General features: G+C 66.3%; 14 protein-coding genes. 6 read left to right on the top strand and 8 right to left on the bottom strand.

Annotated features, from left to right (window positions below; genetic code table 11):
• Positions 1-30: 30 nt before the first annotated feature.
• The 3 genes from waaA to LY622_RS01790 are packed head-to-tail and all read right to left on the bottom strand — an operon-like array spanning position 31 to position 3861.
• On the bottom strand, positions 31-1344 hold the full coding sequence (gene waaA, locus LY622_RS01800) for a lipid IV(A) 3-deoxy-D-manno-octulosonic acid transferase (RefSeq protein ID WP_234289315.1): 1314 nt from the start codon (positions 1342-1344) through the stop codon (positions 31-33).
• Positions 1344-2774: a bifunctional D-glycero-beta-D-manno-heptose-7-phosphate kinase/D-glycero-beta-D-manno-heptose 1-phosphate adenylyltransferase HldE gene (hldE, locus tag LY622_RS01795; protein WP_234289314.1), complete on the bottom strand. Its 1431-nt coding sequence runs from the start codon at positions 2772-2774 to the stop codon at positions 1344-1346. Before hldE ends, waaA begins: the two co-directional genes overlap by 1 nt.
• Complete coding sequence (locus LY622_RS01790) at positions 2764-3861, bottom strand: glycosyltransferase family 9 protein (RefSeq protein ID WP_234289313.1); 1098 nt, start codon at positions 3859-3861, stop codon at positions 2764-2766. Before LY622_RS01790 ends, hldE begins: the two co-directional genes overlap by 11 nt.
• Here LY622_RS01790 and LY622_RS01785 point away from each other — a divergent pair.
• Positions 3860-4585: a 3-deoxy-D-manno-octulosonic acid kinase gene (locus LY622_RS01785; RefSeq protein WP_234289312.1), complete on the top strand. Its 726-nt coding sequence runs from the start codon at positions 3860-3862 to the stop codon at positions 4583-4585. The two genes, LY622_RS01790 and LY622_RS01785, sit on opposite strands and share 2 nt — an antisense overlap.
• Here LY622_RS01785 and LY622_RS01780 read toward each other — a convergent pair.
• Positions 4552-5595 (bottom strand): glycosyltransferase family 9 protein, encoded by a 1044-nt coding sequence (locus LY622_RS01780; RefSeq protein WP_234289311.1) that lies wholly within the window; start codon positions 5593-5595, stop codon positions 4552-4554. The two genes, LY622_RS01785 and LY622_RS01780, sit on opposite strands and share 34 nt — an antisense overlap.
• A gap of 5 nt (positions 5596-5600) precedes the next feature.
• Entirely contained in the window at positions 5601-6734 is a 1134-nt protein-coding gene (locus tag LY622_RS01775) for a glycosyltransferase family 4 protein (protein WP_234289310.1), read from the bottom strand.
• A 40-nt stretch (positions 6735-6774) separates the two neighbouring features.
• On the opposite strand from LY622_RS01775, the gene LY622_RS01770 reads away from it, so the two are divergent.
• Positions 6775-7869: a glycosyltransferase family 9 protein gene (locus LY622_RS01770; protein WP_234289309.1), complete on the top strand. Its 1095-nt coding sequence runs from the start codon at positions 6775-6777 to the stop codon at positions 7867-7869.
• On the opposite strand, the gene LY622_RS01765 is transcribed toward LY622_RS01770, so the two are convergent.
• The gene (locus tag LY622_RS01765; RefSeq protein WP_234289308.1) at positions 7823-8602 is read right to left on the bottom strand and encodes a glycosyltransferase family 2 protein; all 780 of its coding nucleotides are present in this window, start codon (positions 8600-8602) and stop codon (positions 7823-7825) included. The genes LY622_RS01770 and LY622_RS01765 overlap by 47 nt on opposite strands.
• Positions 8603-8764: 162 nt before the next feature.
• Here LY622_RS01765 and LY622_RS01760 point away from each other — a divergent pair, with 162 nt between their 5' ends.
• Positions 8765-10441 carry a sulfatase-like hydrolase/transferase gene (locus LY622_RS01760; RefSeq protein ID WP_234289307.1) on the top strand — a complete coding sequence of 559 codons (1677 nt, stop codon included), beginning with the start codon at positions 8765-8767 and terminating at the stop codon, positions 10439-10441.
• A 6-nt stretch (positions 10442-10447) separates the two neighbouring features.
• Here LY622_RS01760 and waaF read toward each other — a convergent pair whose 3' ends face one another.
• Together waaF and rfaD are read right to left on the bottom strand one after the other, a co-directional pair.
• On the bottom strand, positions 10448-11491 hold the full coding sequence (waaF, locus tag LY622_RS01755; protein WP_255761775.1) for a lipopolysaccharide heptosyltransferase II: 1044 nt from the start codon (positions 11489-11491) through the stop codon (positions 10448-10450).
• The gene (gene rfaD / locus LY622_RS01750) at positions 11488-12453 is read right to left on the bottom strand and encodes an ADP-glyceromanno-heptose 6-epimerase (protein WP_234289306.1); all 966 of its coding nucleotides are present in this window, start codon (positions 12451-12453) and stop codon (positions 11488-11490) included. The genes waaF and rfaD overlap by 4 nt, the downstream gene beginning before the upstream one ends.
• Before the next feature lie 101 nt (positions 12454-12554).
• On the opposite strand from rfaD, the gene glyQ reads away from it, so the two are divergent.
• The 3 genes from glyQ (at position 12555) to gmhB (ending at position 16336) form a co-directional block, all read left to right on the top strand.
• Entirely contained in the window at positions 12555-13547 is a 993-nt protein-coding gene (gene glyQ / locus LY622_RS01745; RefSeq protein ID WP_234289305.1) for a glycine--tRNA ligase subunit alpha, read from the top strand.
• Positions 13548-13549: 2 nt separating this feature from the next.
• On the top strand, positions 13550-15616 hold the full coding sequence (gene glyS, locus LY622_RS01740) for a glycine--tRNA ligase subunit beta (protein WP_234289304.1): 2067 nt from the start codon (positions 13550-13552) through the stop codon (positions 15614-15616).
• A 168-nt stretch (positions 15617-15784) separates the two neighbouring features.
• Positions 15785-16336 (top strand): D-glycero-beta-D-manno-heptose 1,7-bisphosphate 7-phosphatase, encoded by a 552-nt coding sequence (gmhB, locus tag LY622_RS01735; RefSeq protein ID WP_234289303.1) that lies wholly within the window; start codon positions 15785-15787, stop codon positions 16334-16336.
• The last annotated feature ends 174 nt before the right edge of the window (positions 16337-16510 follow it).

The raw sequence follows: 16510 nt of genomic DNA, 5'->3' as shown, positions 1-16510 counted from the left end.
CAGGCGAATCCTGGCCATGGAAGTAAGCATTCACTCACCCAGCAGCGCAGACAAACCGGACATGGTGCGCCCCAGGGCGCCCCGGTTTTCCGCCATCACCGCCTGGCCGGCCTCGGCCAGGCGGTGGCGCTCGGCTTCATCGATGAACAGGGCAACCAGCGCCTCGGCCAGGGCCTCGCTGTCGGGGACTTCCACCAGGGCGGCGGCTTCACGCAGTGTCTCTGCCACGTCCTCGAAATTGGCGAGCTCGGGGCCCGTGAGCACCGGCACCCCCATGGCCGCCGGCTCCAGCAGGTTGTGTCCACCGATCGGCACCAGGCTGCCGCCGACGAAGGCCAGGTCCGCCGCGCCGTAGAGGGAGAGCAGCTCCCCCATGGTGTCGCCCAGGTAGACCGCCGTTCGGGCGTCAGGCAGTTCGTCCCGGGAGCGGCGCGCCATGGCCAGGCCGCGCTCCTGGCACAGGGCCGCCACGGCATCGAAGCGTTGGGGGTGGCGGGGCACCAGGATCAGCAGGGCAGAGGGGTAATGTTGTCGGAGCCGGGCATGGGCCTGCAGCAGCAGCTCCTCCTCGCCCGGGTGAGTGGAGCCTGCGGCCCATACCGGGCGCGAGCCCAGGCCGAGGCTTAGCTGTCGGCTCAGCGCCTCGGTCCCGGCGGTGGGTGTCAGGTCGTACTTCAGCGAGCCCACCACGTCGATAGCCACGGCTGCCATGCCCAGCGACCGGAAGCGCTCGGCATCGGCAGCGGACTTGGCGGCAAGCCAGTCGACGTGGCTCAGGGCATCCTGCATCAGCGGACGCAGCCGGCGATAGCCGCGGTAGGCGCGGGGGGAGAGACGCCCATTTACCACCGCCGTCGGTATTCCTCGTTGGTGGCAGGCCGCCAGCAGGTTGGGCCAGAGTTCGGTCTCGAAGAAGATCGCCAGCGCCGGGTTCAACCGGTCGATGAAGCGGCGGGTCGCACCGGGAAAGTCCAGTGGCACGAAGTGGTGCTCGAGCGGGCCATCGGCCGCATCTAGGGTCGCCGACTCTCGCAGCGCCCGGCTCAAGGCGCGGACACGCTCGGCGCCGGTCGCGGTCATGGTGGTGACGATCAGGCGGTGCTCGGGGTAGCGAGCCAGCAGGGCCTCGATCAGCGGCCTGGCCGCCAGGACTTCCCCCACCGAGGCACAGTGAAGCCAGATGCCAGGCTCCGCGGCAGGCCGGCCAGGCAGCAGGCCGAGCCGTTCCCACCGGGGGTTTGTGAGCGCTTGCTCACGCCAGACACGTTGCCATATCAGCGGTGAGAGCAGATAGAGCGCCGTCGAATAGAGGTGGCGTGCCCAGGGTCGGCCTCGGCGTTGCATCAGCTCTCGCGATCCAGGATCGTCGAGATCATCGCCGTGGTCGATACGCCGTCCTCGAAGCCCAGCACCATCACCTCGCCGCCGGCGGCACGGACCGCATCGCCACCGGCGATCTCCTCGGGGCGATAATCGCCGCCCTTGACCAGCACATCCGGAAGCACCGCCTCGATCAAGCGCTGTGGCGTGTCTTCCCCGAAGGGCACCACCCAATCCACCGCCCCCAGCCCCGCCAGGACCTGCATGCGCCGCAGCAGCGGGTTGATGGGCCGCTTGGGGCCCTTGAGACGACCAATGGAGGCATCGTCGTTGACCGCCACGATCAGTCGATCGCCGAGCCGGCGGGCATGCTCCAGGTAGGCCACATGGCCGGCATGCAGGATATCGAAGCAGCCGTTGGTCATCACCACCCGCTCGCCGCGGGCCTGGGCGGCCCGCACCGCCTCGATCAACGCGGGCTCCTCGATCACACCGAACTCGGCCAGCTTGTCGCCGTGCAGGGCCGTGTAGAGCTCGGCGATGGAGAGCGTCGCCGTGCCCGGCTTGGCCACCACCAGGCCGGCGGCCAGGTTGGCCAGGGTCATGGCCTCGGGGAAACCGTGGCCGGCGGCCAGCGCCAGCCCCAGCACGCCGATCACGGTGTCGCCGGCACCGGTCACGTCGTAGACCTCGCGGGCCCGGGTGGGAATATGCAGGGGTTCGTGCCCGGCCCGGATCAGCGTCATGCCCTTCTCGCTGCGGGTGATCAGCAGGGCCTCGAGTTCGAGCTCCACGCACAGCGCCTCGCCCCGGGCAGCCAGCTCGGCGTCGTCGCGGCAGTGACCGACCACGCCCTCGAACTCGGCCAGGTTGGGCGTGATCACACTGGCCCCCCGATACTTGCGGAAATCGCTGCCCTTGGGATCGACCAGTACGCGCTTCCCCGCAGCCTTCACCCGCTGGATCAACGCCTCCACCTGATTGAGGGTCCCCTTGCCATAGTCGGAGAGGATCACCAGGTCGCTATCGGGCAGGCCCTGCTCGACCCGGGCCAGCAGGCCGGAGGTGTCGACATTTTCCAGGCCATCCTCGAAGTCGAGACGAATCAGCTGCTGGTTGCGGCTCATGACCCGTAGCTTGGTGATGGTGGGGATGCCTGCGCTGCTCTCGAAGTAGGTCTCCACCCCGGCGGCCTCCATGCGGGCGATGAGGCGCCGGGCATTGTCATCGTCACCGACCATGCCGCTCAGGGCCGCGTGAGCCCCCAGGGAGGCGATATTGAGCGCCACGTTGGCCGCGCCACCGGGGCGGTCCTCGCTCTCCTCCACCCGGACCACCGGTACCGGCGCCTCCGGCGAGATGCGTGAGGTGGCGCCGTGCCAGTACCGGTCGAGCATCACATCGCCTACCACCAGCACGTGTGCCTGCTCCAGTGCGGTCAGATCAAGCTTCATCGGGTGTCTCCATTTCCTTGCTCTCGTTCGGCCCTGTCAGCAATGCATCGAGCCGTTGAACGACATCGTCGACACGAACCAGGGACATGGCGTCGGGATGACGAACGCGCTGACCCCAGGTGATCTCCTCGGGCTCCTTGTGGAGGTAGGTGCGCACCGCCTCGGGGTAACGATCGACCACATGCTCGCGCCACAGGTAGGGCGCCGCACGGTCGGGATTGGTGGTGGCATACAGCCCGATGACCGGGGTACCCATGGCGTTGGCCATATGCACCGGCCCGGAGTCGGGGGCGATCACCACCCGCGCCCGGCCGATGAGGGCCAGCAGGCCCTTGAGCGAGCTTTCGCCGATGACATCGATCACCGCCTCCGGTCGACTCAATGCCCGAATGCGCTCGCCCACTTCCCGCTCCTGGGTGCTGCCTCCACCGGTCAGCACCGTTTTCAGGCCGAACTGTGCCCAGGCGTGCTCGATGACCGCCGCATAGCCTTCGGCAGACCAGTTGCGGAAGTTGCGCAGCCGCGGGTTGGCACAGGGGCTCATCAGCAGGTAGGGGTGGCCACCGGTCAGCCTGCGGGCCTCCTCCTCGGCCTCGGCCGGCACCGGCAGGTCCCACGCCAGTCCCTGATCCTCGACGCCCAGCAGGCGAGCGAAGTCCATGAACGACTCCAGCACATGGGCCTGTGGATGTGGCGCCAGCTGGCGATGGGTGAACCAGTGTTGGGCATCCTTGGCCCGCGCCTTGTCGAATCCCACCCGCACGTCGGCCTTCAGCCCCAGGGAGAGTACGCTGGCCCGCAGCGCCTGCTGCATGTGCAGCAGCACGTCGAAGCGGGTGTCACCGAGCTGGCGCCATAGGCGCCGCATCCCGGCAAGGCCGCTGGACTTGTCGTAGACGACGAACTCGACCCCCGAGAGACCGGCCAGTAGACTGTGTTCCGCCTTGCCGATGATCCAGGTGATGCGAATGTCGGGCCACTGCCGCTGCAGCGCTCGGATGGTGGGGACCAGATTGCACACGTCGCCAAGCGCGGAGAGGCGCAGCACGGCGATATGGCGAGGTTGGGCAGGCAGAGGATGCTTCATGCACTTGGCAACATGTCGGACGGGAAAGGTTTTCATTCTATATGATGCGGACAGTCTATGTGACGCCAACCTGACGCCACAAATTACCCCGCAGCTATTCTCGCCGGTCCATTGGCGTGAAGCGGGCCGTGTGGTGGGCGAAGCGCCCGGCCGCGGCAGCAGCCTGTTCCTCGACGCGGACGGCGCCCAGTGGGTGCTGCGCCCCTACCGCCGCGGCGGGGTGATGGCGCGGTTTGCCCGGCAACGCTACCTGTGGACCGGCCGGGAGCGAACCCGAGCGTTTCGTGAACTGCGCCTGACCGCCGAGCTTTACGCCCGGGGCCTGCCCGTACCCAGACCGGTGGCTGCCGCCGTCACCCGGCACGGGCTCTCCTATGAAGCGGCACTGATCACGGTGCGCATTACCGGCGCCCGCTCCCTTGCCGATCGACTCATCGAAGGCAGCGCCAGCGACGCACTCCTCGAGGCGGTGGGCCGCACCATTCGTCGCTTTCATGACACCGGCCTCGATCATGTCGACCTCAATGCCCGCAACCTGCTGGTCGATGCCGAGGAGCGTATCTGGCTGATCGATCTGGATCGCTGCCGGTTGCGCACGCCCGGCAACTGGCAGGAGGCCAACCTTCGACGCCTGGACCGCTCCCTGGCGAAGTTCGGTGCCGGCGAAGCCGGTGCGACGATTCGCCGGGGTTATGCGGACGTCACCACCGCCTGGCGAGGTTGACCGCGCTCGGGATAGACCCGCTGGAGCAGCTCCTCGAGGCCCAGCAGGATGTCCGTCTTGCCCGGCATTTCGCCACTGCGCAGGAACACCGCCTCATGGCACTCCTCGTAGCGAGGCCAGTAGCGATAGGGCAAGGTGCGAAAGAAGATCCCCAGGGTCGGGGTGTGGGTGGCCAGGGCCAGGTTGCGCACCCCGGTATCGCCGCAGACCAGCACCGAGACCGCAGCCATCCAGGGGGCCAGCGCCTCCAGGGACAGGCGGGCCTGTATATCGACGTTGGTGTGCCTGGCCGCCACGTCGGTCAGGAAGTCGCCGGACTCCTCGGCCCTGTGTCCTTCCAGCAGAACGTGGCGGTAGCTCGGAAACTCGCGGGCGGCCTGGTCGATCAGGCGACACCAGGAGTCCAGGGAGAGGGACTTGCCCGCCGCCGAGGCAAAGGGAAAGTAGACGATCGTGGCCTCTGCCGATGACGGCCGATGACGCGGCATGGCGAACTCCAGCGGGTAGCGTGGCTTGTGCCCCATGACCTTGAGGAAGTCCAGCAGCACCTCGGCTTCGTAGTGATAGTTCGAACGCCGCAGTCCCACGTCATAGAGCAGGTAGTTCATCAGTCCACGGTAGGGAAATCCCAGCTTGATGCCGGCCGGAGTCGTCAGGGTCAACACCCGCGAACGCGAGGTATCCGCCAGGTCGAAGAGGATATCCACGGGCTCGAGGGCCCGCAACGAACGCCACTGCTCGGTGAGGCTTCCCGCCGTCTCCTGCACGAAGACCTCATCCACCAGGTCCTCGGGCACGGCATAGCGGTAGCGGCTGACGGTGGCCAGGGTCACGTGGGCCTCGGGGAACAGCCGCCGCAGCTCCACCAGGAAGGGCCGCGCGGCCATGTAGTCGCCGAAGGCACACTGGCGGATCACCAGGATACGCCGCACCTCCTCTACCGCCGTGCTCTCCAGCCAGCGTCGTCCGCGCCGGCTCAGGTAGGCGCACTTGTCGGTCCAGGCTCTCACTCGTCTCAAGCTCCCCGAGAATTTTCGTATTCACCGACCAGGCTGGACACATGGGCCGCCAAGGTAAAGTCCGCCAGCACGCGCTGGCGTGCCGCCTGCCCCAGCTGACGCCGCAGCTCCGGGTCACGTCCCAGCTCTGCCATGGCTTCGGCCCAGTCCCCGGGGGCTTGCGGTGACGCCAGACGCCCGCATGTACTATCGAGCAACTCCGGAATGGCGCCGCTATCGGTACCGACCACGGCCTTGCCGGCGGCCATGGCCTCGATGACCGTGAGACCGAAGGCCTCGTTGCGTGACGGCACGCAGACGATATCCAGCGCTTCGAACAGCCGCGGCAGGTCGCGGCGAAAGCCGGCAAAGTGAATTCGCGTTTCCAGGCCCAACGAGGCGGCTTGAGCCTGCAGCCGCGATACATAGGCTTCATCGCTGCCCTCGGCGGCGGTGAGGCCACCGATGACGACGCCATGCCAGGCCAGATCCGGATAGCGCTCGCGCAGCAGGCCCAGCGCCTCGATCCAGAGATCCTGGCCCTTGCCATCGGTCAGCCGACCGGGCAGGCCGATGGCCACACTCGTGGCAGGCACACCGAGTTCGCGGCGCAGGGCGTCGCACACCGCCTCGCTCAGTCGGGGGCGATAGGGCTCGGGGTCGATCCCGAGATAGAGGCGCTTGATCCGCTCCGCCGGCAGGGGGAAGGCCGCGACATTGCGCGCCCGCGTCGCTTCGCTGATGGCAAACAGCCGGGTGACCCTGCCATAGGCCCAGCGGTGGTAGAGGTCCTTCTTGGCACGCGTGACCCCCATGTGGTCGGTGAAGAACAGCTTGAGGCTTGGCCGCAAGGCCACCAGCAAGGCCCCCAAGCGCAAATCGCTGGACTTGTGGCAGTGCAGCACGTCGATACCCTGTCGTTTCAGGTACGCAAGCACCCGGCCGACCTGCAGCAGTGCCCGACCCCGGCTGGGTACCGTCAGCGGTTCGATGCCCGCCTCGACCAGGCTAGCAGCCACCGCAGAGCCCGCAAGCGCGAGGCCATGGGGCTCCCACCCCTGGCGCTTCAGCTCGGGTATAATCCGTCCAGGATACATTTCCAGTCCGCCCCAGCCATCCGAAAGGCAGATATGCATTACCTTGTGCGACAAGGTCGTCTCCTTCTTCGGCCACCGGGGCACGGGAGCCCAGATGACGTCTTCTTCCAACGGGGGCAATCCCCGCGAATCGACCCGTATACTGGTCGTGCGTAACGACAAGGTCGGCGACTTCATGCTGGCCTGGCCGGCGCTTGCCTGCCTCAAGGCCGCAGCGCCCACCCTGCATGTCAGCGTCCTGGTCCCCACCTATACGGCGCCTCTGGCCCGGCTGTGTCCCTGGGTCGACGAGGTGATCCTGGACCCGGGCGTCGACGCCGGTCGCGATGCGCAGCGTTCTCTGCTGGAGCGGCTTCGGGCGGGTCGCTTTGCGGCCCTTTTGACCCTCTATTCGACGCCACGTATCGGCTGGCTGGGCTGGCGTGCCGGCATTCCGCTACGCCTGGCGCCTGCCACCAAATGGGCGCAGCTATTCTACAACCATCGCGTCACCCAACGCAGGTCCCGTTCCACCCGGCCGGAGTATGTCTACAACATCGAGCTGGCCGACGCGTTGCTGCTCGCCCTGGGCATGGCGCCAGCCGCTCGCCCGGATCCACCCTACTGGCCGCTTCCCGCCGGCACGGCCACCGCCCAGAGGGCCTTCCTCGGCCAGGAGCTGGGCATCGCCACGTCACGCCCCTGGGTCTATCTGCATGCCGGCAGCGGCGGCTCGGCGGTGAACCTGACACCCGGGCAGTACGCCGAACTGGCTCGCCTGATCGATGAGCGCGCAGGCGAAGACAGGCCGATCTGGGTCATGACGGCGGGGCCCGGCGAAGAGGCCACCGCCGGTGAGCTGCGCGACCGGCTGGTGGTCGATGGCCTCGAAGCGGTCGTGCTGCCGCCACGGAAGGGGCTGGGCGACTTCGCGATGGCTCTTGCGGCGGCCGACCTGTTCATCGCCGGCTCCACCGGTCCACTGCATATTGCCGGCTGTCTCGACCGGCCCACCGCGGGCTTCTATCCGGCCCGCCGCTCCGCCACCCCGCTGCGCTGGCAGACCTGCAACAGCGAGTCGCGGCGCCTCGCCTTCAGCCCCCCGACGGGTGCCGCCGAGTCCGACATGGCCACGATCGACCTGGACGCGGCGGCCAGTGCCATCAGCGACCTGGTGCGTCGTCGGGAGGAGGCGACGTCCGAGTCCTGACCCAGAGGTCGGCATACTTGGCGAAGGTCGAGTGGGCCGAGAGCAGCGCCAGCAGCAGGCCCTGCCGCCCGTCCAGGAAGCCGGCCTTGAACAGATACATGCGCAGAAAGCAGCCGATGCCATGCCCGATGCCGGCCGCCAGGCTGCCCCGCTTGCCCCGCGCCGCACGCTGCTCGGCCCAGGCCTGGGCATAGTGGGCGGACTTCTCCAGGTAATGGCGCAGGTCGCGGTAGGTGAAGTGAAGCAGGTCGCCCTGAAGCGGTTTCACCGTCAGCCGCTCCGGATTTTCCAGCTTCTCGTGCACCAGGGAGGCGTTGTACCCGGCACGCTGGCGCGGATAGAGCCGTGCCACACGATCCGGATACCAGCCCGAGTGGCGAATGAAGGCCCCGAAGCACCAGGAGAGGCGTGGCAGCGTATAGATGGCCGGCTGGTTCAGGGCCACGGCGGCCGAGATGCTGTCACGCAGCTCGGGCGTTACCCGTTCATCGGCATCGATCATCAGGATCCAGTGACTCTCCACCAGCGCCTCGGCGCGCTGCCGCTGCACGCCGAAGCCCTGCCAGTCGTCCTCGACCACAACCTTATCGGTGAAGGCCCTGGCGATGTCGCGGGTGGCATCCACACTGCCGGCATCCACCACCACGATCTCGTCCGCCCAGCTCAGCGTCTCCAGGCAGGCTCGGAGGTGCGCCTCCTCGTTCTTGACGATCAGTACGGCAGCCAGGCTCATGGGCCTTTCCTTGTCAGCTGAGCGGGCCAACAGTTTACGGGTGCGGGCGCCGGGGCGGCAAACGACGCCTTCCACTCGCAAGGGTTCGGCCCACGACTTTTGGTGCAAACGGGTCTCGACTTGATAAGCTGCTAACTGAACTCACCACCTGCGCACTGTGCCATGCTTCTTTCCTTCTCGTTTCGCGACATGAACTACCCCCGCTGGTGTTCGCTGCTGATCATCGGCCTGTGCCTGGGTTATTCCGTCACCTCCCTGACACGACTGCCGATCTGGGGGCTCCCCTTCGTCGCGGCGACCTGGCTGGCCCTGAGCTACTCGCTTCGCTGGGGGCAGCCTCGTTCCCCGCAGCGCCCCGTTGCCCCCCGCGTCTGGTCCTGGGCACTGATACCCATCGCGCTGTGGGGGCTCTATATCTACCTTTCCGAAAGCTTCGGTAACGTCGACCTGAGCGCCGTCTTCTTCCACCTTCAGGCCGGCATGGCCGACCATGGCGGTGTCAGCCGGGTGGGGGCCGCCTTCTTCTACACGCTCTCCATGGCGGCACTGTTCGTGTCGTTCCTCTGGCTCCTCCGCCACGACCACCGCTGGCGTCGCGTGGAATTTTTCCTGGCCCTGCTTATGCTGGCCAGCAATCCCCTGCTCTACGGGGTGACCCAGCGCGGCGCGGCGATCGTTACCGATGACGGTGCCTGGCTGGACCGCCAGTACGTGGAGCCGATGATCCTCGACGCTCGGGACGACCCGCCCAATCTCCTGCTGATCTACCTGGAAAGCATCGAGCGCACCTATGCCGATCGCGAGCGCTTCGGCGACGCCTATGCCGATCTGGATGCCATCGGCGAGAATGGCCTGGTCTATGAGGGTGTCTACCAGCTCGACAACACCGGCTGGACCATGGCGGGCATGATCGCCAGCCAGTGCGGTACCCCACTGATGCCCGCCGGCCTGCTCCACGACCGGCAGTTCTCGCCGCTGGAAACGGTGGTGCCCGGGATCGACTGCCTGGGCGACCTGCTCTCCGAACAGGGCTATCGGCTCACCTACATGGGCGGCGCCAGCACCGCCTTCGCCGGCAAGGGCCTCTTTTACCGGGATCACGGATTCGACACGATTCTGGGACGCGAAGACCTTCAGCTACGCCTCGACGACCCCGACTACCTCAACAACTGGGGCCTCTATGACGACTCGCTCTACGACTTCACCATCGAGGAAATTCGCCGCCTGAACGAGGAGGAAGGTCCCTGGGGGCTGGTCAACCTCACGTTGGCCGGCCATGCCCCTCGTGGCTATCCTGCCCAGCGCTGTATCGATCGCCAGGGCGAATTCGATGGCGAGGATATTCTTTATTCGGTCGAGTGTTCGGCCTGGCTGGCCCGGGACCTGCTCGAGCGCCTGGATAGCGAGGCGTTGCTGGACAACACCCTGGTGGTCATCGCCAGCGACCACCTGACCATGCGGGTCTCGGCCTGGGAGCAGCTGATCCAGAGCGAGCGCGACAATACCTTCATGCTGCTGGGCCCCGGCATCCCCGTCGGCAGACAGGCCCGGGAGGCGTCCATGGTGGACGTTTTCCCCACCATACTGGACGCCATGGGCTTCACCATCGACTGGCACCGGGCCGGCCTCGGCGTGTCGCTGCTGTCCAATGAACCCACCCTGATCGAGGAGCACGGCATGGAGTTCGTGAATACGCGGTTGCGCGAGGAGAACGCCCTGCAGCAACGCCTGTGGGAGGGGCTCGCACCGCAGCGCGAGGAGCCGGAAGCGACACCGCAGGAACAGGTGGTGGAGACGCCGGAGGACGCTACCGGTGAGGTGCCCGCCTCGGTCCAGTGATACGCTTCAGCTACGGCCGATGAGCTCTGCCCTCGAGGCCAGTACCGCTTGCAGGACCCGCTGGGGCGAAAGCTGCACCAGACAGTTGGTATGGCCCAGCGGACAGGTACGCTGGAAACAGGGCGAGCACTCCAGCGCCAGGGTATGAATCGTGGCCTTGTCGGTCAGGGGCGGCGTGTAGCGCGGCGACGACGAACCATACAGGGCCTGGACGCGGGTCCCCACGGCGGCCGCCACATGCATCAGCCCCGAGTCGTTGGTGACCACCTGCCGGCAGTCGGCCAGCAGGTCCACGGCGTCGGCCAGCCGTGTCTTTCCGCACAGGTTGTGCACGCCCTCCCGCCCTTCTGCAATCACCGCGCCGGCCTCGGCATCCTTGGGGCCGCCGAGCACCCGCACCTCGAAACCTTCCGCCACCAGGCGCTGGGCCAGTTCACGAAAGTGACCCAACGGCCACTGCTTGGCCGGGCCATATTCGGCACCGGGCATCATGCCGATGGCCGGTCGTGACGAAAGCCCCAGGCTGTCGCGCACGGCGGCCAGGTTCTCCGTATCGACCCGCAGCCGCGGACGAGGGACCGACAGGGCCTCCAGATCCGCACCCGCTGGCAGGCCCAGCGCGACGAAGCGCTTGACGGTCTGGTCCAGCACCGTCTTGTCCAGCGTACGCCGCTCATTGAGCAGCCCGAAGCGTTGCTCACCGGTATAGCCGGTGCGCCGGGGTATGCGCGCCAGGAAGGGAACCAGCGCCGACTTCCAGGAGCGGGGCAGGACGATCGCCCGGTCGAAGCGACCCGTAAGCCGCTTCGCCAGCGTCCGCCGGGTGCCCCAGCCGAATTCGCCGTGGGTCACGTCCAGCGTCGCCACCTCGGCGACTTCCTCCATGCGTTCCAGGATCGGCTGCGACCAGCCGGGCGCCACGACGCCGATATGGCAATCGGGCTGGCGCTGCCTGAGTGTCTTCAGCAGGCTCTGGGCCATCACCATGTCACCGACCCAGGATGGGCCAACTACCAGGATGCGCTCGCCCGACGAAGGCACTGCACTCATCCAGTCTCTCCGCCGAGCCACCGCAGGTACTCCCCCACCCCCTCGGCCACGGTGCGGAATTCGCCATCATAGCCCGCCTCCCGCAGCCGTGAGATATCGGCCCGGGTATAGCTCTGGTAGCGGCCCTTGAGCTCGTCGGGAAAATCGATGTACTCGATCCTGCCCTGGCGGTGGAAGTCGATGACAGCTTCACCGATCGCCTTGAAGGGCTCGGCACGCCCCGAACCCAGGTTGAAGATTCCAGACTTCCCGGGGTTGTCGAGGAACCACAGATTGACGTTCACCACGTCGCCCACATAGACGAAGTCACGGCTCTGCATGCCGGCCTCGTAGCCATCCCAGGCGCCGAACAACTTGAGGTCCTGCCCCGCCGATATCTGGGTGTGGTGGTGGAAGGCGACGCTGGCCATCTTGCCCTTGTGCTGTTCCCGCGGGCCATAGACATTGAAGTAGCGAAACCCCACCACCTGGCTCGTCAGCTCATCCCAGTGCTCACGCACGTACTGGTCGAAGAGCAGCTTGGAGTAGCCATAGACATTGAGCGGCTTCTCGTACTCGGGCTCCTCGCGAAAGACCTGGCTGCCTCCGTAGGTCGCCGCCGAGGAGGCGTAGATGAAGGGGATGCCCTGCAGCTGGCAGAAATGCAGCAGCACCTTGGAATACTCGAAGTTGTTGTCGAGCATGAAGCGGCCATCCCACTCGGTGGTGTCCGAGCAGGCCCCCTCATGGAAGATGGCTTCGATGGGGGGCAACCGCGAAGGCTCACCACGCAATACCGCCTCGACTCGCTCGCGAAAGTCATCCTTGTCCAGATAATCTCCGAGCGTGCAGTCGGCCAGATTGACGAACTTGGTGCCGTCGAGAAGGTCGTCGACGACCAGCACGTCCGTGCGACCACGCTCGTTGAGAGCCTTGACGAGATTCGAACCGATGAAGCCGGCACCACCTGTCACTACGATCATTAGGGTTCCTCGCTGCGGCGCCGTTGACTGCGCCTATAACCGATGTGCCTGTGATTGTATACTTGACGCCTCGTGAATTCATGGCCAACGGTGCTTTCCCAATGACACTCTCGACACTATCGTCGACTTCGACCCCGGGGTCGACGCCGGACGCGACGACCTTCCAGGGCCTGATCCTGGCCCTGCAACAGTACTGGGCCGAACAGGGCTGCGTGGTGCTCCAGCCCCTGGACATGGAGGTCGGCGCAGGCACCTTTCATCCCGCCACCTTCCTGCGCTCCATCGGACCCGAGACCTGGAATGCCGCCTACGTGCAGCCCTCCCGCCGGCCCACCGACGGTCGCTACGGCGAGAACCCCAACCGGCTCCAGCACTATTACCAGTTCCAGGTCGTCATGAAGCCCTCCCCCGCCGACCTGCAGGCGCTCTTCCTGGGCTCCCTCCAGCGCCTGGGCATCGACCCCTTGGTACATGACATTCGCTTCGTCGAGGACAACTGGGAGTCGCCCACCCTGGGTGCCTGGGGGCTGGGCTGGGAGGTCTGGCTCAACGGCATGGAGGTGACCCAGTTCACCTATTTCCAGCAGGCCGGCGGCATCGAATGCTACCCCGTCACCGGCGAGCTGACCTATGGCCTCGAGCGTATCGCCATGTACCTGCAGAACGTCGACAGCGTCTATGACCTCGTCTGGACCGTGGCACCGGATGGCTCCCGGGTCACCTACGGCGACGTCTACCTGCAGAACGAGCGGGAGCAGTCGGCCTACAACTTCGAGCAGGCCGATGTGCCCGCGCTGTTCGCCGCCTTCGACCATCAGGAAAGGGAGTGCACCAAGCTGCTCGAGGCCAGCCTGCCGCTGCCCGCCTACGAACAGGTACTCAAGGCGTCCCATACCTTCAACCTGCTGGATGCACGCCACGCCATTTCCGTCACCGAGCGCCAGCGCTACATCCTGCGCGTGCGCACCATGGCCCGCGACGTGGCACACGCCTATTACGATTCACGCAAGGCCGCCGGTTTCCCCATGGCCCCCGAGGCCCTGCGCCAGGAACTGCTCGCCAAAGAGCCGCTTGCTGAACAGGGAGACGCTTGAACATGGCTGTTGATACCTTTTTGCTGGAACTGGGGACCGAGGAGCTTCCGCCGGGGGCCATCGATGCGCTCTCCGACGCCCTGGCCGACGGCATTCGCCGCGGTCTCGCCGATGCCGATATCGCCTTTGCCGACGTTCACGCCTGGGCCACCCCCCGCCGCCTGGCCGTGCAGGTCACCGAGCTGGCCGACAGGCAGCCCGACCGGGAAGTCGAGCGTCGCGGACCCGCGCTGGCCGCCGCCTACAAGGATGGCGAGCCTACCAAGGCCGCCCAGGGCTTTGCCCGCTCATGCGGCGTCGATGTGGCCGACTTGATGCACCTGGAGACCGACAAGGGCACCTGGCTCGGCTACCGCGAGCGGCAGTCGGGTGAAGCGACGACGGCACTGCTGCCCGCTATCGCCGCCAAGGCGGTAGCCGCCCTTCCAGTGCCCAAGAACATGCGCTGGGGGGCCTCGCGCATCGAGTTCTCCCGCCCGGTGCATTGGCTGGTGATGCTCTATGGCAGCGACATCGTCGACGCCGAGGTCCTCGGCCTATCCGCCGGTCGCACGACCCGCGGCCACCGCTTCCACGCCCCCGAAGCGATCGAACTGGCCCATGCCGACGACTATCTTGTCGCCCTGGAAAACGCCTGGGTACTGGCCGATCGCGATAGGCGCCGGGAGCGCATCCGCGAGCAGGTGCTGTCCGAGGCGGAGGTCCAGGAGGCCACGGCGGTCATCGACGAGGATCTGCTCATCGAAGTGAGCGGCCTGGTGGAGTGGCCCGTGGCGCTGGCCGGCAGCTTCGACGAACGCTTCCTCGAGGTTCCCGCCGAGTGCCTCATCTCCTCGATGAAGGCCAACCAGAAGTACTTCCATCTGCTCGACGATGCCGGCAAGCTCAAGCCCCTGTTCATCACCATCGCCAATATCGATAGCCAGGACCCGCAGCAGGTCATCGAGGGTAACGAGAAGGTGATTCGCCCCCGCCTGGCCGATGCCGCCTTCTTCTACGACACCGACCGCAAGCAGCCGCTCGCCAGCCGCATCGACGGTCTCACCAGCGTGTTGTTCCAGCAACAGCTCGGCACCCTGGCCGACAAGGCCCATCGCACGGCGGCGGTCGCCGCCTTCATCGCCGGCCGCATCGGCGGCGACGTGGCCCATGCCCGGCGCGCCGCCGAGCTCGGCAAGTGCGACCTGATCACCGAAATGGTGCTCGAATTTCCCGAGCTTCAGGGCATCATGGGCCGCTACTATGCCAGCCAGGATGGCGAGCCGGCCGACGTCGCCCAGGCGCTTGAGGAGCAGTACCTGCCACGCTTCGCTACCGACGCCATTCCCGAGACCCGTACCGGTCTCGCACTGGCGCTGGCCGACCGGCTCGACACCCTGACCGGCATCTTCGGTATCGGCGCACGACCCACCGGCACCAAGGACCCCTTCGCCCTCCGCCGCGCCTCCATCGGGGTGCTCAACATCCTGGTCAAGGGCGAACTCGATCTGGATCTCCGCGAGCTGCTGGAACTTGCTGCTGCGCAACATCAGGAGCTCCCCTACGCCGAGAGCCTGGTCGAGGAAGTCCTGACCTATATGCTCGACCGCTTCCGCGCCTGGGGACAGGATGAAGGGATCGAGGCCGAGGTCTATCACGCCGTACGTGCCCGGCCGGTGACTCGCCCACTGGACTTTGCCCGGCGTCTTCGTGCCGTTCATGCCTTTGCCCAGCGCGAAGAGGCTTCCGCCCTGGCCGCTGCCAACAAGCGTGTCGCCAACATCCTCGCCAAGCAGGACAGCCGAGTCGTCACCAGCGTTGACCCGGCATTGCTGCAGGAATCGGCCGAAGAGGCGCTCTTCAAGGCCATCGCCGCCCAGCGCGAGGCTGTCATGCCGCTGTTTGCCGAGGGCCGCTACCGTGAGGCGCTGGATGCCCTCGCGAGCCTGCGTGATCCCGTCGATACCTTCTTCGACCAGGTCATGGTCATGGCGGAGGATGAAGCCACCCGCACCAATCGCCTGGCCCTGCTGGCTGGCCTCCAGGGGCTGTTTCTCGAAGTGGCGGATATCGCCCTGCTCCAGCAGTAGCCTTCGCTTGATGTGCCAGAGCCGGCGAGAACCTCTCGCCGGCTTTTTCTTGCCTGATGTTTCACGTGAAACATTCACCCTCGGCAACCACCGCTTGGCGCCGGATGTTTCACGTGAAACACTATTCCCCTGCCCGCCAGGTTCCGATCTGCCATATACGGATGTGCCATGTACGATGCCAGCAAGCTTGTCATTCTCGACCGAGACGGTGTCATCAATCACGACTCCGACAACTACATCAAGTCACTCGAGGAGTGGATTCCCTACGCCGGCTCCATTGATGCGATTGCCCGCCTGAGCCAGTCCGGCTGGAGTGTTGCCATAGCGACCAATCAGTCGGGGATCGCACGTGGCTACTACGATGAAGCGACGCTGGCGAGCATGCACGATGAGCTCAACCGTCTCGTGGCGGCCGCTGGCGGCCGTATCGCGCATATTGCCTACTGCCCTCATGGACCCGACGATGGCTGCGACTGTCGAAAGCCGCGCCCGGGGCTGCTCGTGCAGATCCGTCAGGCACTGGGGTTAAGCAGCCTTTCCGGGAGCTGGATAGTGGGGGATAGCCTGCGAGACCTGCAGGCCGGTGAGGCGATGGGCTGTCGTTCTGTGCTGGTGCGAACCGGCAAGGGCAAGCGGACGGAAACCAAGGGTAGCGGGCTGGAACAGGCAATGATCTTCGACGACCTGGCGGCCTTTACCGACTGGCTGCTGTCACAATAAGCTCGTGGGACTGGCTACGGCTTCCCCTGGTACGCATACGGCGATCTCCAAGGCGACTCGCCTCTTGCCCTAAACCGTTGGGCTCCCCTGCGAGCTCTATCAATCGACATACGCCCCACCTCCCTCTGGCAGTCGCGCCAGCTTTTAGCGGGCCCCCTGCGCCGCCTCTCGCTG

Origin of the sequence: Halomonas alkalisoli (genome assembly GCF_021412585.1) — a bacterium.
Classification (GTDB): Bacteria; Pseudomonadota; Gammaproteobacteria; order Pseudomonadales; family Halomonadaceae; genus Halomonas; species Halomonas alkalisoli.
Note: the sequence above shows the minus strand (reverse complement) of the source record. Positions and strands in the feature narration are given on the sequence as shown.